The organism is Paralcaligenes ureilyticus (assembly GCF_004346225.1).
GTDB classification, from domain to species: Bacteria; Pseudomonadota; Gammaproteobacteria; order Burkholderiales; family Burkholderiaceae_B; genus Paralcaligenes; species Paralcaligenes ureilyticus.
In genome coordinates, this window is the sequence record NZ_SMAJ01000004.1 from 37,231 (window position 1) to 52,247 (window position 15,017).

The 15,017-nt window shown below is 59.1% G+C and carries 16 protein-coding genes; 11 read left to right on the forward strand and 5 right to left on the reverse strand.

Going from position 1 to position 15,017, the window contains the following annotated elements; translation table 11 throughout:
* Positions 1 to 94: 94 nt before the first annotated feature.
* Positions 95 to 1,072 carry a LysR family transcriptional regulator gene (locus EDC26_RS06960; protein ID WP_132580906.1) on the forward strand — a complete coding sequence of 326 codons (978 nt, stop codon included), beginning with the start codon at positions 95 to 97 and terminating at the stop codon, positions 1,070 to 1,072.
* Between the two features lie 16 nt (positions 1,073 to 1,088).
* On the opposite strand, the gene EDC26_RS06965 is transcribed toward EDC26_RS06960, so the two are convergent.
* A complete protein-coding gene (locus EDC26_RS06965; RefSeq protein WP_165930945.1) occupies positions 1,089 to 2,585 on the reverse strand; it encodes an MmgE/PrpD family protein in 1,497 nt (498 codons plus the stop codon).
* A gap of 233 nt (positions 2,586 to 2,818) precedes the next feature.
* On the opposite strand from EDC26_RS06965, the gene EDC26_RS06970 reads away from it, so the two are divergent.
* The 4 genes from EDC26_RS06970 to EDC26_RS20450 all read left to right on the forward strand — a co-directional run bounded on the left by EDC26_RS06970 (position 2,819) and on the right by EDC26_RS20450 (position 7,963).
* On the forward strand, positions 2,819 to 3,577 hold the full coding sequence (locus tag EDC26_RS06970) for an SDR family NAD(P)-dependent oxidoreductase (RefSeq protein WP_132580910.1): 759 nt from the start codon (positions 2,819 to 2,821) through the stop codon (positions 3,575 to 3,577).
* Between the two features lie 60 nt (positions 3,578 to 3,637).
* A complete protein-coding gene (locus EDC26_RS06975) occupies positions 3,638 to 4,390 on the forward strand; it encodes a sulfite exporter TauE/SafE family protein (RefSeq protein ID WP_341802608.1) in 753 nt (250 codons plus the stop codon).
* 24 nt (positions 4,391 to 4,414) lie between these two features.
* On the forward strand, positions 4,415 to 5,920 hold the full coding sequence (locus EDC26_RS06980; RefSeq protein ID WP_132580912.1) for an FAD-dependent monooxygenase: 1,506 nt from the start codon (positions 4,415 to 4,417) through the stop codon (positions 5,918 to 5,920).
* 237 nt (positions 5,921 to 6,157) lie between these two features.
* Positions 6,158 to 7,963: a methyl-accepting chemotaxis protein gene (locus EDC26_RS20450; protein ID WP_132580914.1), complete on the forward strand. Its 1,806-nt coding sequence runs from the start codon at positions 6,158 to 6,160 to the stop codon at positions 7,961 to 7,963.
* A 20-nt stretch (positions 7,964 to 7,983) separates the two neighbouring features.
* On the opposite strand, the gene EDC26_RS06990 is transcribed toward EDC26_RS20450, so the two are convergent.
* The 3 genes from EDC26_RS06990 to EDC26_RS07000 all read right to left on the reverse strand — a co-directional run bounded on the left by EDC26_RS06990 (position 7,984) and on the right by EDC26_RS07000 (position 9,574).
* Positions 7,984 to 8,616: an NADPH-dependent F420 reductase gene (locus EDC26_RS06990; protein ID WP_132580916.1), complete on the reverse strand. Its 633-nt coding sequence runs from the start codon at positions 8,614 to 8,616 to the stop codon at positions 7,984 to 7,986.
* Positions 8,617 to 8,884: 268 nt separating this feature from the next.
* The gene (locus EDC26_RS06995; protein ID WP_132580918.1) at positions 8,885 to 9,295 is read right to left on the reverse strand and encodes a hypothetical protein; all 411 of its coding nucleotides are present in this window, start codon (positions 9,293 to 9,295) and stop codon (positions 8,885 to 8,887) included.
* A gap of 6 nt (positions 9,296 to 9,301) precedes the next feature.
* Entirely contained in the window at positions 9,302 to 9,574 is a 273-nt protein-coding gene (locus EDC26_RS07000) for a hypothetical protein (protein ID WP_132580920.1), read from the reverse strand.
* Positions 9,575 to 9,782: 208 nt separating this feature from the next.
* Here EDC26_RS07000 and EDC26_RS07005 point away from each other — a divergent pair, with 208 nt between their 5' ends.
* Positions 9,783 to 10,733 carry a nucleoside recognition domain-containing protein gene (locus EDC26_RS07005; RefSeq protein ID WP_132580922.1) on the forward strand — a complete coding sequence of 317 codons (951 nt, stop codon included), beginning with the start codon at positions 9,783 to 9,785 and terminating at the stop codon, positions 10,731 to 10,733.
* Here the strand turns inward: EDC26_RS07005 and EDC26_RS07010 are convergent.
* Entirely contained in the window at positions 10,730 to 11,146 is a 417-nt protein-coding gene (locus tag EDC26_RS07010; protein ID WP_132580924.1) for a PaaI family thioesterase, read from the reverse strand. The genes EDC26_RS07005 and EDC26_RS07010 overlap by 4 nt on opposite strands.
* A gap of 75 nt (positions 11,147 to 11,221) precedes the next feature.
* On the opposite strand from EDC26_RS07010, the gene EDC26_RS07015 reads away from it, so the two are divergent.
* From EDC26_RS07015 to EDC26_RS07035, 5 genes are all read left to right on the forward strand, one after another.
* A complete protein-coding gene (locus tag EDC26_RS07015; protein WP_132580926.1) occupies positions 11,222 to 11,584 on the forward strand; it encodes a hypothetical protein in 363 nt (120 codons plus the stop codon).
* A gap of 19 nt (positions 11,585 to 11,603) precedes the next feature.
* Positions 11,604 to 12,608 (forward strand): zinc-dependent alcohol dehydrogenase family protein, encoded by a 1,005-nt coding sequence (locus EDC26_RS07020; RefSeq protein ID WP_207915083.1) that lies wholly within the window; start codon positions 11,604 to 11,606, stop codon positions 12,606 to 12,608.
* 34 nt (positions 12,609 to 12,642) lie between these two features.
* Positions 12,643 to 13,479, forward strand: a complete 837-nt coding sequence (locus EDC26_RS07025; RefSeq protein ID WP_132580930.1) for a pirin family protein — start codon at positions 12,643 to 12,645, stop codon at positions 13,477 to 13,479.
* Between the two features lie 62 nt (positions 13,480 to 13,541).
* Complete coding sequence (locus tag EDC26_RS07030; protein ID WP_132580932.1) at positions 13,542 to 14,324, forward strand: exodeoxyribonuclease III; 783 nt, start codon at positions 13,542 to 13,544, stop codon at positions 14,322 to 14,324.
* A 15-nt stretch (positions 14,325 to 14,339) separates the two neighbouring features.
* Positions 14,340 to 14,987 (forward strand): dihydrofolate reductase family protein, encoded by a 648-nt coding sequence (locus EDC26_RS07035; RefSeq protein ID WP_132580934.1) that lies wholly within the window; start codon positions 14,340 to 14,342, stop codon positions 14,985 to 14,987.
* Positions 14,988 to 15,017: the final 30 nt, after the last annotated feature.

Below are 15,017 nucleotides of genomic sequence, written 5' to 3' on the forward strand. Positions count from 1 at the left end.
TGCCTATGGGAAGATTACAGAAAGAGCTTATCGTCAATGGCTTGCCGTATCAGGCCATATCAGTTATACATTGAACAGAACGACAGGACGGACAATGATGACAACCGCAGACGCTCCCGGCTTCGAGACAGTGGATCTGCAATCGCTCGAATACTTCGTATACATCAGCGAGCTTGGGAGCTTTTCCAAAGCGTCCTCAATCGTCAATATTTCCCAGCCCACCCTCAGCCGCCATATCCAGCAGTTGGAACAGCAACTGGGCACGCGGTTGTTCGGGCGGACCGGGCGCGGCGTCGTGTTGACCGAAGCCGGCGATACCCTGTTGCGGCACAGCAGGACCATATTGCGCCAAGCGAAACAGGCATACGCGGAGGTTTCCGATATTGGCGATAGCCCCTCCGGAACGGTGATTCTCGGACTCGCGCCGATCGCCACGAAAATATTGGGCGCGCCCGTGGCCCGGCAATTTTTGCGTGCGGCTCCCGCCGCCCGCCTGCAGATCGAGGAGTATTTCACCGGCTTTGTCCAGGAGTGGCTGAGCAAGGGCCGCATCGACATCGGCATTTTCTATGACGATGGAATGAATACCTCTCCCGAAGGCGAAATCCTCTGGGAAGAAAAATACGTGCTCATTGGCAGGCGCGATGTGAGCTGGGCGGACAGGCCCTCCATCAGGTTCGCCGACCTGACGAGCATACCTCTGGTTCTTCCGAGCGGCCCGCACGGCTTGCGCACCCAGATCGACCGGACTACCATTTCGACCGGCACATCGCTGAACATCGTCCACGAGGTCGACGGGCTGAATGCAATCCTCAAACTGGTGCACGAGGGTATCGGCTCCACAATACTTACGCCTCCCGCCCTGAGCAACTTCAATCATCTCGAGGACATCATCGCGCGGCCTATCATCGAGCCCGGTATATCTTCGACGGTCGTCGCCGTGCCGTGCTCCACCCGCCCCATGACGAACGCAGGCCGGCGACTGCTGCGCATCATACGCGACGAAGCGTGGCGGATACGATCCGCCGACAAGATCAACGATCTACCGCTCGACACGCCGCACAGCTACTAGCGCGGCCTGCGGATCACTACCTGGCCGCACACAGCAAGCTGCTGATTTTCCTGACCTCGTGTTCCTCCAAGGCATTGATCGCGCCGACGATCGCGGGACCGGGCACGTCCATTCCTGCGACGTTGCCGAGAAATTTCTCTTCCAGTGCCGACTGCGACAGCGGGTTGGCGGGTGTGCCCAGATTCTGGTCCATCCGCTCTTCGAGCGTATCGCCATTCTTCAAATGCGCGTATAGCCATCCCGGGAAATACTCAGGGAACGTGGTTTCCCCGGGTGCGGCCGCCCGATATTCCACTTTCGCAGCAAGGCCGAGCACGTCTTTGCGCGCAATGCTTTCTTGGGTGAACGTGTCGTGGCTCACCTTGCCGTCGATCAGGCCGGCCGCCACCATGAACGGCAGGCTGAACTTGGCGGCGTAGGGCGACGTTGGCGAGCGCTTGATATCCTTGGGTTCGCACACCATGGGTATTTCCAGTTCGGGCACCACGCATTCGATCCGCGCGATGTCGTCCGCTTTTACGCCTTGCTCGAACAGCCTGGCTGCGCAGTCGATGAAGGCGTGCGCAAAGTGGCAGCACGAATAGGGTTTGATCGAGATCAGCGCGGTTTCCCAGCGCAGGCCGAGCCCGCCGGTCAGTTGCGCGATATCCGATTGACGGATGTCGCCGTAGGCATTTAAGAACCCGAGCCGACCTTCGAAGATGCTGGCGGGGCCGGTCATGCCTGCGCGAGCCAGATAGGCCGCGGCAATGCCGGCGTGCGCCGCCCAGCCGGTGTGCAGGATTTTGGAAGCGGACCCGTCGGTCTGGTATTCGTTGATTCCCGACGCCTGGCTGCCGGCGAGCGAGATGGCGCACTGCAGTTGGCGCGGCGACAGCCCGAGCAGTTTGCCGGCGGCCGCCGCCGCTCCGAAAACGCCCGCCGTCGACGATGTATGGTACCCGCGGTGATGCATCGTGCCCTTTGCGGCCAGTCCGACGCGGGCGGCTACCTCCCAACCGGCCACGAACGCGGTGATCAGGTCGCTGCCCGACAGATTGAGTTCATCGGCCATGGCGAGGACGGTCGGCGCCAGGATGGCGCTGCCATGGACGATGCCTGCCGTATGGGTGTCGTCGAAATCCAGCACGTGGCAGGCAATGCCGTTGGCCAGCGCCGCGTAGGGCGCGGCTAGCGATACGGAGGTACCCCACACTGTCGTGCGGCCGGCCGAGCCGGGGATGGCGAGGATTCCGTCCAGGGCTTTGCGCGGCATTTCCTGCTCCGAGCCGCGCAGACCGACGCCGATGGTGTCCAGAAGGTGGCGCCGCGCCGCATTGATGACTTGCATGTTGAGCTGCTCGAAGCGCAAATCATCCACGAAGCGGGCCAATGTCTGTGCCGGCGTGCTTTCGGCCGCCGCGAACGGTGGTGCGTGATCGTCGTGATTGGGAGCGCCTTTGGCGCCATGTTGAGGCTTCGCCTCGTTTTGCCGGCCCTGGCGAGCGGGGCTGGCGCTTTGGCCTGTGGTCATCTTGCTCTCCGTTTGGATTGAATCCTTTCTTGACGACAGCCCGCGATCTGATGACCGCAGGCCCATGAGTTCCTGATGCGATTCTGACCCGGGAGAGCGCAATCCGCTGCGAATAACAGATATGTTTTGCATCCATGCCGATAGTAAATAATGATTGGCTCACCAGCATCCGTTTTTTCTTTCCCCACACTTCATCTCCATACGTAGGGGCCGACACAGTCGAAGGAGTCGAATTGGACTTGAAAATTAAAGGTTGTCGCGCGCTCGTCACTGGCGCGAGCGCAGGTATCGGCGCCGGCATTGCCGAGGTGCTGGCCGGCGAGGGGGTGCATTTAGTTCTTGCCGCACGCAATATGGAGCGGCTGCAGCGAGTCGCGGACGTGATTGCATCGCGGTGTCACGCCGCCCCGTATCTGCTGCGGGCCGATCTTGCGAATGAACAGGAGACGGCGCGCCTGGCCGGCACTGCGTGCGAGGTGCTCGGTGGAATAGACATACTCGTGAATTGCGCTGGCGGGTCGCGTCCCTTCAGGGGCGACGCCAGCGAAAACGAGTGGGCCGAAGCCATCACACTGAACTTCACTGCCATGCGCCGACTGGCGCTCGCGGTGCTGCCCGGCATGGTGGAGCGCAGGTATGGGCGCATCATCAATTTGTCGGGGTCCATGGAGCCGCGTGGCGTGAATGGCGCGAACGTGGCCAAGGGGGCTCTGCACTTGTGGTCGAAGGGATTGTCGTGCGAGGTGGCCAGGGACGGTGTAACCATTAATTGCGTTGCACCTGGCCGCATTGAGAGCGACCAGGTGCGCAACAGCTTGCACCCTACACAGGAATCTCGCGATGCCTTCATTCGGCAGCATATACCTGCCGGCAAATTCGGCGATCCCCAGGACGTGGGCCACCTGGTGGCCTTTCTGTGCTCCCCGCTGGCTTGCTATATCACGGGTGCCGTCATTCCCGTCGATGGCGGGATGCATTATTTCGCTCATTAGTGAGGGGTTATCCCATTGAAGTGTCACGGATGGCCCAAAGGAAGATAAACTGGCGTCTTCTTGCGCGGCCTCGACGCGCGTCATTCCAGCCAGGCGGATGATTTGACTGAATTCCAGATTGCGCTGCTAGCGTTCACCGTGTTTGTCGCGGCTGTCACCCAGGGCACCACCAGTATGGGATTCGCGTTGATTTCCGCGCCGGTGGTTGCGTTGATCGATCCCGGTTTGCTGCCGGTCTGGCTGCTGATCATGATGGTGCCTTTGAACCTTTATGTGGTGCTGCGCGAACGGTTCGCCATCGATTACTACGCCACGCAATGGATTTCGCTGGGGCGCATCGCGGGCACATTTGGCGGCGTATGGATTCTTGTCGCGATCCCCCTGTCCTGGCTAAGCGCGCTGATCGGCGTCGCCATTATTCTTGCGTCGCTCGCATCTTTCCTGATTCCCGTCTTCAACCCCGGCAAAAAGGCACTGACAGTTGCCGGGGTCATTACCGGGGTCGTGGAAACGGCAACGGGCATTGGCGGGCCGCCTTTGGCCATTGTTTGCCAGCACATGCCGGTCGCCACTTTGCGTGCGACGGCGGCGCTGTGTTTCCTGATTGGGCAAATCGTGTCGCTGGCCGTTCTGGCGTTAAGCGGCCACACAAGCTTGCATCAATTTACGGCGGCGCTGGCCATGATGCCGGCATTGCTGGCAGGGATGTGGGTCAGCCACCTAATCCATCATCGCGTTAACGCAAGAGTCCTGCGCAAGGCAGTGCTGATCTTTGCGCTGATATCGGGCGCTATTATTTTGCTGCGCGCTTAGGCGCGGCCCACTGGAGTATTTGGAATGAACGAGCCAGTACTGGTTGTAGGAGCGGGTCCTGTGGGTCTGACGATGGCGCTGGCACTCAAGCACCGGGGTGTCGAGGTGCGGATCGTCGACAAGGCGGCGGCGCGAACCGACAAGTCCAAAGCGCTGGTGCTTTGGCCGCGCACACTGGAAATGCTGGATATGCAAGGTTGCGTACAACCCTTTGTGAATGCCGGTACGAAGGCCGTGGGCGCACGCATTCTCGCTCAAAAAAATGTCTTGGTGCATATTCGGCTGGATACGGTTCGCGGCGCTTATCCCTATGCACTGATGATCCCGCAAAGCGACACCGAGCGTTTGCTGGAAGAACAACTGGCGCTGATCGGCGTTCACGTAGAGCGGCGCGTTGAACTCGTCTCGTTCGTCGATAACGGCGATGACATCACAGCGGTTCTGCGCCATGCCGATGGGCACGACGAAACGGTCACTTCCCCTTATCTCGCTGGCTGCGACGGCGCACATAGTACCACCCGGCATACGCTTGCCGCGCAGTTCGAGGGCGACACACTGCCCTCGGGCTGGATGCTGGCCGATGTGGAACTCGATGGCGAAATTTCGCAAGACGAGTTGACGATTTGCTGGACGCCCGATGGCGTTCTCCTCTTCGTCCCGATCAAGGGGACGCGGTTCCGCGTCATTGCCGATGTTGGCCTGACGCCTGCCGTCGATGCGTCGCCATTAACGCTGGAAGAAGTCCAAACGCTGCTTGACTTGCGAGGGCCGTCGGGCCTGCGGGCGCACGATCCGGTGTGGATGAGCCGCTTTCGTATCAATGAGCGCAAGGTCAGGGATTATCGCCAGGGGCGGGTGTTTCTCTGCGGCGATGCGGCGCATGTGCATAGTCCGGCAGGTGGACAGGGCATGAATACCGGGATGCAGGACGCTTTCAATCTGGCGTGGAAGCTTGCGATGGTTTGGCATGGCCAGGCGTCGCCGGCGCTGCTCGACAGTTATTCCCCCGAGCGCAGCGCTATAGGCGATCAGGTTCTGCGTAACGCCGGCAGATTGACCAAAGTGGCGATCTTGCGCAATCCGATCCTGCAGAAGATCCGCAATCTTGCCGTGGGTGTTTTGGGTCGCGTTCCGAAGGTGCGTCAGCGTATGGTGGATCAGTTGGCCGAGATGGATCTGCACTATCGCAATAGTTCATTGACAGTAACGCCTCAGGGGGCGGCGCGGCATCCGGCGCCGGGCGAGCGCGCACCCGATGTCCCTCTTGCCGCCGGGAGCGGCGGGGCGTCGCGGCTGCATGACGTACTCGCCACCGGGAAGTTCGCGGCGCTATCCGTTGCGGCGGCGGCTGTGAATGTGCCCGATGCCTTGCAATCCATCGCCACCGCTGCCGGCGCTGGCGCCGATCAATATTACGAGGCCGGCTACGTCTATCTGATTCGGCCGGATGCGTACGTGGCAATGAGCACGAAGAGCGACAATGCTGCTGCAATCATTTCAGCCCTGGAGCGGCTCGCGGCCGGCGCATAGATATCATTTAACGGGAATGAAATCATTATTGGCCGCTTGGCTAAAGAAAGCGCCGGCATTGCCGTTAACTTGACCGATAAGGCAGGGGTTACCTCTATCACTGCCGTCGCCCCGGTTCCTTTTGGTTGTGTCAAGGGGGGAAAAAGACCGTCGAAGGCCTGCCCCCCCACACGCCGGGACTGGGTCGACAACGCGGTGTCTTAACCTCCACCCCACTTTATAAAAGGGCCATTGGCGATGAAAAAAATCGGATTCCTCTCAAAAATAAAAATTCGCACCAGCCTGATCCTGGTGTTGGCCTTTTTCCTGATCGCGCTTTTGTTGGGCGCTGCGGTGGGCCTGTGGTCGATCTACACGGATAATCAAGTACTGCAGCGCCTGTCGCAGAACCAATCGGCGGATCTGACACTGAACCAGGCGGTGGTGCAGTACAAGAACGCTCAGGTCGCTCTGGGGCGGGCGTATGCGAGCTATATCGCCAATGGGGATGCCTCCAAATATGTCGCGGACAAGGCCGCCGGTGGTGATCGCGCGCAGTATGCCTCGGTGCTGGGGCTTGACACCAAGGGGCATATGGATGACGCCAAGCAGGCCATCCGCACGTCGACGGAGAGCTTTCAGTCTTACATGAAAATGATCCAGGCGGGGCGCGCTTCGGTTCACGACAAACTGGCCAACGCCTATGACACACTCATGAAGCAGGGGGTGGCCCCGCTGGTGGAGGATCTCGAGGCGGGAAAGCCCGCTGCCTTTGTCGATCACCTTTCAAAGGTCACCCGTCCGGCTGAGAACGCTTTTTCCCAGGCATTGGGATTCGTCCATGGGCGGGAGTGGAGCAGCATGAGCCAGATCCGGGAGAATCAAGCGACCTACTACCAGCGATTGATGCTTGGGGTTGGCATCTCCATGGCCATGTGTCTCCTGATGGCGGTGGTGGCGTACTTGTTCCTCGGGCGCGTGGTGCTGCGTCCGTTGCATACAGCCCGCTCGCATTTTGCACGGATTGCCAAGGGCGATCTGACCGATCGCATCGAGGTCTGGTCGAAAAATGAAATTGGGCTGCTCTTTGAAGAACTGCGGCGCATGCAGCAGTCGCTGGTGCACACGGTCTCGACGGTGCGCGAAGGGGTGAGTGAGATCACGCTCGGATCGCGCGAGATTTTCACCGGCAACACGGATTTAAGCAGCCGCACAGAGCAGCAGGCGGCTTCCTTGCAGGAAACCGCGGCCAGCATGGAGGAGCTCTCGAGCACCGTCAAGCAAAATACGGACAACGCAATGCAGGCCGATCAACTCGCCAAGAAGGCCTCTGAGGTCGCGCAGCGTGGCGGTGCGGCAGTAACCGGCGTTGAGGGATCCATGGAAAAAATTTCGGCCAGTGCGAACAAGATTTCCGAAATCGTGAGTGTGATCGATGGCATTGCGTTTCAGACCAATATCCTGGCGCTGAACGCGGCCGTGGAGGCCGCACGAGCGGGCGAGCAGGGCAGAGGCTTTGCGGTGGTTGCCGCCGAGGTTCGCTCGCTGGCGCAACGCAGCGCCCAGGCTGCCAAAGAAGTCAAAGTGCTGATCGAGGAGTCCATGACGTGTGTCAAGGCGGGCTCCGACCAAGTATATCAGGCGAGAGCGATCATGCAGGAGGTGGTCGAATCGGTAGCCGGCGTGACGACTATTATGAACGAGATCGCCTCAGCGTCGCGCGAGCAGTCCGAGGGTATTGGGCAGGTTAACCAGGCGGTTTCGCAAATGGATGCGGTGACGCAACAAAATGCCGCGCTGGTGCAAGAGGCGGCAGCCGCCTCCGGCTCACTTCGGGATCAGGCTGCGCGGCTGCACGAGGCGGTCGAGATTTTCAAGCTGAACGCCGCTCCTGTCCTGGAAGGGGATGGTCCTGGGGTGCGCGCCGAAGTGCCCGCGCAAGCCGCGGTGCCGGCACTAGAGCTTGCGCAAGTGGCGCCGCCGGCACCGCGCCAAAAAGCCGCAGCCTTGCGACCTGCCCTTGCGGCGGCTGGCGCGGCGGGAGACGAGTGGACGGAGTTCTAGGCTACCAGGACTGTTGCTCTTTAGGCGCGTTGAATCCAGGTGGGGGCTATCGAAGTGCCCAACCCGGCGCCGTAGCCTAGATAAATGTTCAGGCCGCCCAGCGGTTCCAGGTAACGGGCATTTTTCAAGCTACCCGCATCCACGGTTTTGAAACCTATGCTCTCGGCCAACTGGCTGGCGGTTTGCCGGGCGCGTTCGTTGTCGCTCGCCACAAACACCGTTACCTTCTGGCCGTTGCCAAAATCGGCGCCTTCAGCCAGGACTTGGGCAAACACCGTGTTGAAGGCCTTGACCACATTGGCCTGCGGTACGGCCTTGGCGATTTCTTCCGCTGCCGACGTGCTGTAGCCCAACGTCAAACCCATGAAGTCGGCGGTTAGCGGGTTGGTAATGTCAATCACGACCTTGTTGGTCAGGTCGCCCACCGATTGCAGTGCGCCGACGGCATCGCCGAAGCCAGTGGCGAGGACGACGACCTCGGCTTGGGCCGCAGCGTTGGCCGTCGCAACGGCTGTGGCGCCCGGATTGGCGGCTGCAACAGCCTGGGCCTTTTCAAGATTGCGGGCGGTCACGGCGACCTTGTGGCCGGCGCGGGTGAGTTGTTTGACGAAGGCTGAGCCCATGTTGCCGGCGCCGATAACGAGGATGTTCATGATGTCCCTTTACGTTGAGTTAAACCGCCTGTTGTCGGGCGGTGTTGCAAATTCGTATTGCACAGGACAAACTATATTAGCTCTTTAATTTGAGATAAATATCATAATCATAGATATATTGTTCCATAAATATGCATAATTAGTGCTGAATTTGCCATAAAGTCGGAAGGAACCGATTAATCGCCGCCTATGGATCAATGAGATACTGAATGGGTGCCATTAGCGCCCAGCAAATTCCTTATCACAACTATCGGCACGTATTTCGCATTCATTTGGCCAATGCGCAAAATGCCGCCTGCGCGGCGCGTACCAAAGAGGGGTGCAGCATGCCAAGCCGGGGTATTTGGCCATGCGGTGCGGTGGGCGGCACGGAGAACCACTCGGTGGTGTAGGGCAGGTCTATGGCCTGCCTCAGATTGAACTTTGTGTCGTAACTTAGCCCGGCCGCCTCGTAGGCGGCCGGATTGCGTTCACGCAGGATCGAAAATTCGCCGCGATACAGCGCCGTGGTTCGTTGGCTGGTGCCGTAGGCGACCTGCACATGAAAGTGGGAAGCGTCATCGTCGAAGACGGCCAGGACTAGAGCGGGCCGCGGTTTTGGTCGTGGATTGATGCGATCAGGAAAATGGCACCAGACAATTTCGCCGGCGCTCGGTTCCATCCACCAGGAGGGCGCCATGCGGATTTATACGTCGAACAGACGTGAACGCACCGAGTGTTTGCTGCCTTGCGGCACGTGTTTTTTGATTTGGCGAACCTGGACGGCGGTTAGCGGGCCGTCGTCAGCGTCATATTGGGGCAACACCTTGATGGCCAGTTCGTGTAGAGCCCGGTGGATGGCCTGGGTTTCGTCCACGCCCAACCGTTCGGCCAGGCGCTTGGCGGTTTCACGTGTGATGCCGGTTGCGCTGTCGACGGTGCGGTAGCGAAAGGCGATTTGATCGGATGTGGTGCGCATATTCGAACCCGTTCTCTATTTGATGGATATCTTTAAGATATCTAATATTTTCGAGCCAGTCAAGCGCAGTGCGGCAAAGTTGCCCATGGCTTCCAACTCCTCCAGCCTGGTGCGGCTTAATAATACAAACGCCCCGTGAAAATCCGCCAATGCGTTGACTTGATACACTCTCTCAACAAACAAATTCAATCAAGTTAAAAGCGTAAGAATGTCGCAATATCTTTTGTCGCTGTGCAGGCGCAGCGGACATATGTTTTGGGCCGTGGCCAAGGTGATGCTTCCGGTCATGCTGGGTGTCGAGATTGCCGAGCGCTGGGGGCTGATACAGGCGGCGGGGCGGGTTATTGCGCCTGGCATGGCATTGTTGAATCTCCCGCCCGAAGCCGGCCTGGTCTGGATTTCCAGTGTCTTTGTCGGGACTTACGGCGGCATTGCCACGTTGGTAGCGGTATCGTCGTCCATACATCTCAGTCTGGGCCAGCTTAACGCCTTGTGCGTCATGCTGCTGATCGCGCATTCGATTCCGGTCGAACAGGCCATTGTGCGGGCGGCCGGTGCCAGTTTTTCCGCCACGGCCGCACTGCGCTTGAGTGTGGCCCTGTTATATGGCGCTGCGGTTGCATGGCTTAGTCGACTGACCGGCTTGATGACCGAACCTGTTTCGTTGACATGGCTTCAGGGTTCGGGATCCGTTCGGGATGCGGCAACGGGCAGCTATTGGGCGTGGGTGCAGTCGACTGCCACAACAATGCTGATGCTGCTGGCCATTATTTTTGTACTGGCCTTGTTGCTCGATACGCTGGAGCGTCTTCGCATTACGCCGCGCATTACGGCTTTGCTTTCGCCCTTGCTTAGGCTGTCCGGGCTCGATTCACGGGTGACGCCGGTGACGACGGTGGGCGTGCTGCTTGGGTTGACTTATGGCGGCGCGCTGATTATCGAGGCAGCCAAAAAGCATCGGCTCGATGCGCGTGCACGGTTTTTGGCGTTGGCGTGGCTTTCGCTTTCCCATGGCCTGATCGAAGACACTATCGTGGTGCTGGCGCTTGGCGCCAATGTCTGGATAGTATTGGTGGGGCGCCTGGCCATAACCATGCTGATCGTGGCCTTGCTGGCAAAATTTACTTATCGCGATTTAATCCCCCGTTTCGCTCCTTAGCTGCGTGGGCTTTGCGGGTCCGGCGCCTGGTAGTATTTGAATGAACCCACGGCTGTTGCCAGCAGCAGCGCGTCGTCCAGCCATACCTCGGCGCGCGAGAAGTAAATACTGCGCCCTTTGCGCTCGACGCGGCCCTTGGCGATCAGCACGGCGCCCGCGCCGCTATCGATGAAATTGGTTGTCAGCGACAGGGTCACGCCGCGTAAAGGGAGTTCTCCGGGGGGTGAGTAAAGCCCGCAATAACCCGCTACAGAGTCGAGCAGGGTGCAAAGGACTCCGCCGTGAACCCGGTTGGTTCGATTCTCCAGCTTTGGCGTTACCGGCAGCCGCATTTCGGCGTAGCCCGGCGACCAGTCGGTGAGGGTGACTCCGAGCCATTCAAGAAAGGGGTTTTGGATGGGTAGCTGCGCCATGATTGATAGGTAGTCTTAGGGCTGAAAAGACTGTATCGTACTTGAAAGCACGGGTTCCACGGTATGAGAAACGCAATGAACGACGCCAAAAGACGAAAGGAACACAAGAGAAAACCGCCTCTTTATATTCGCTTTTATCTAGGCGGGATTGTGATTCTGGTCGTTGGCTTAATAAGCGCTGTCCTGACGTATGTGCTGGCGACAGACGATAAGGCCTATGAAATTGCGGGCGGCAAACAGTACAATTTTCAGGTGGAGCGCATAGGCGGAAAATTGGCGGTCTGGGCGGTTCATTTCAATCAATGGTTTGGTAGTTTGTGGCACGGAAAGCCGCTGGCGTTTACGCTGGCTTTTATTTCTATCGGAGCCGCCCTGGTGTGTTTTCTGATAGCCCGAAGTCTGTCTTTTAATATGTCGTTCAAACAAGATGATTCCTGATCCTCATGGACAAATTCTGATGAGGGCCGTCCAGGCCCCCGCATTCTCGCTCGATCAATTGCGTATCGTTCAACGGCCGGTTCCTGTGCCGCGGCGCGGCGAAATTTTGTTGCGCGTGAAGGCGGCAAGCCTTAATTATCGAGACCTGGCCATACTCGCGGGCACCTATCTCCCCAATTTACCTTTGCCTTTCACCCCTGCGTCTGACGCCTGCGGGGTTGTTGAGGCGGTCGGAGAAGGCGTGAGCAGGTTTGCGGTGGGGGATCGGGCGATCCCGTGCTATATCCAGGGCTGGCACGATGGCGCACTGACGTTCGAACAGCGTTCCGGGGGGACGTTGGGCGGTCCTTTGCCAGGCGTATTGCAGGAATATGTGGTGGTGCCTGCCGAAGATGCCGTCGCCGCGCCGGCGTACTTAAGCAATGAGGAAGCCAGCACGCTTCCCATCGCTGCGCTGACGGCATGGTCTTGCCTGATGGAGGGTGGAGTGAAAGCGGGCGATACCGTGCTTGTCCAGGGTACGGGGGGCGTGGCCTTGTTCGCCTTGCAATTTGCACTGGCCTGCGGCGCGCGCGTTGTCGCCCTGACCTCAAGCGATGCGAAGTCCAATGTACTCCGTCAAATGGGGGCCGATGCCGTCATTAATTATCGCCGGACGCCCGAATGGGCATCGGCGGTGCGTGAGGCCACCGAAGGCCGCGGCGTGGATATCGTGGTGGAAACCACGGGCACCAGCCTGGCCCAATCCCTTGCGGCCGTCGCCTTTGGCGGGTTTGTGGGCGTAATAGGCTTTGTCGGCGGATACGAAACCCCGCTTAATATTCGCCAGCTTATCGGGCCCATGGTTCGCATGCAGGGCATTGTCGTGGGTTCTCGAGCACGCCTTGAAGGCTTGATCCGCGCCATGTCCAGGCATAACATCAAGCCGGTTGTCGACTCTGTTTTTGCGCTCGACGATATCACCACGGCTTTTCATCATATAAAGAGCGGGGCGCATGTAGGGAAGGTTGTCATTACGCTATAAACCCAAGCGCACCCAGTCCACTGGAAACCCCATTATGCAACGCACCATTGAAACCATCCTTCCCTCCCAGCGCGTCATCGATGATGGCGATATGCGCTTGTGGCGCGCCTTGCCCCTGCCGGCCCGGACGTCGCTCGGGCCGTTCGTGTTCATTGATCATTACCGGCACCACAGCCGACGCGGCATCGGCGACTCGCCCCATCCTCATGCGGGCATCGAAGTCATCAGCTATCTGCTGGAGGGTGGAGTCGAGCATCGCGACAGCCTGGGCTTTAAAGATCGTCTGGAAGCGGGCGACGCCCAATGGATCCGTGCCGGACGCGGCATGCTGCACGCCGAACAGCCCAGCGGCGGGCGCCATGGCCTGCAACTCTGGACGAGCCTGCCGCCTGAGCAAAAACTCGCGGAGCCGGCGTACGCCTCGTTTCGCGCCGCGGACATTCCCGAGATCAAACGTGCAGGTGTGCAGGTTCGGGTGGTTGCGGGCAGGCTGGAAGGTGTGGAAGGCCCAATGAAAACCACCAGCCCGACTCTTTTCGCTCATGTACGACTGGACCCGGGAGCGAGTATTACGTTGCCGGTGGGTGACGTGGCGGAACTGGGCCTGTATGTGCTGGACGGCCGCCTCGATCGGGAGGGCGACTCCCCGCTTGGCCCAAGCGCCCTGGCGGTGCTGACATCGGGTGAGCAAATCACCTTGACGGCCACGAAGGACCAACGCGCCGATGTCGCCTTGCTGGGCGGTGCTCCGGTCCAGGGAGCCGTCCTGTTCGGCGGCCCGTTCGTTATGGATACACCCGAACGCCTGGCCCAAGCCAAGCGGGACTTTGCCAGCGGCAAAATGGGGCGGCTTGATGGCGTTCCGTTCTAATCCGGCGGTGTCTACATTAGCCCTTCGCAGTTTTTTAAATTTCACTTCGTAAACGGGAAACCATGCTCCGCGTCATCTCAGCCAATCTTAACGGAATCCGTTCCGCCGTCAACAAAGGCTTTCTTGAATGGCTTCCGAAGCAGGAAGCCGATTTTGTCTGCCTGCAGGAACTGAAGGCGCAGGCCGACAACATGTCCGACGGCATGCTGAACCTGCCGGGCTACGACAGTTATTTCCACTATGCTGAAAAAAAGGGCTATAGCGGCGTTGGCTTGTATGCCCGCCACAAGCCGCTGCGGGTGATCGAAGGCCTGGGCGTCCCCGAAATCGATGCCGAAGGCCGCTACCTGGAGCTGGTGTACGACAAGCTTTCGATCATTTCCCTGTACTTGCCGTCGGGTTCCAGTGGTGATCACCGCCAAGCGGCAAAGTACGTTTTCATGGAGCATTTTTTCGGGCATCTTGAAGAACTTGCTCGTTGCGGGCGGCAAGTCATCCTGTGCGGCGACTGGAACATCGCCCATAAGGAAATCGATCTGAAAAACTGGAAAGGCAATCTCAAAAACAGCGGGTTTCTGCCTGAAGAACGAGCGTGGCTCACACGCGTATTCGATGACATAGGCTGGGTAGACGTCTATCGCCATCTTTATCCCGACGCGACCAGCGAAGCGTATACGTGGTGGAGCAATCGCGGCCAGGCCCGCGCCAAAAATGTCGGCTGGCGTATCGATTATCAGATTGCAACCAAAGAGATTGCCGCCACGGCGAAAGCGGCTTCAATTTATAAGGAGGCCTGGTTTAGCGACCATGCGCCGCTGACGATAGATTACGGTTGGGAGCTTTAATTCGCGAGGCATGCCATGTCGAAACTTCGTGTCAATAGTTTTGCGGTTTCAATCGATGGTTACGGTGCCGGACCGAACCAGGATCTTCAACATCCGCTTGGTGTAAGAGGGCCTGAATTGATGGAATGGTTTTTCCACACTCGAGTATGGCGCCAGATGCACGGCGGGGAGGGTGGAGAGACCGGGGTCGATAACGGCATGGCAGAACAAGGCTTTGCTGGAATCGGTGCCTGGATTCTTGGACGCAACATGTTCGGCCCCGTGCGCGGCCCCTGGCCGGATGACAGCTGGAAAGGCTGGTGGGGTGATGAGCCGCCCTACCACACGCCGGTTTTTGTGCTGACGCATCACCCGCGGCCTGTGCTCGCCATGGCTGGCGGTACGGAATTCCATTTTGTCACAGGGGGCATTCATGCCGCTCTGAAGCTGGCTACCGCCGCAGCGAATGGCCGAGATGTTCGCCTTGGAGGAGGCGTATCCACCGTTCGGCAGTATTTGCGCGCCGGTTTGATTGACGAGCTGCATCTGGCCGTCAGGCCAGTCTTCCTCGGCTGCGGCGAATCTCTATGGGAGGGTATCGATATGCCGGCACTGGGCTATGAATGTGCGGACTCTGTCGTCGGAGAGCGTGCAACCCACGTCTTTTTGCGCAAACGGGCATGATCTTTACACCAAAGTACTATCAACTCCAGA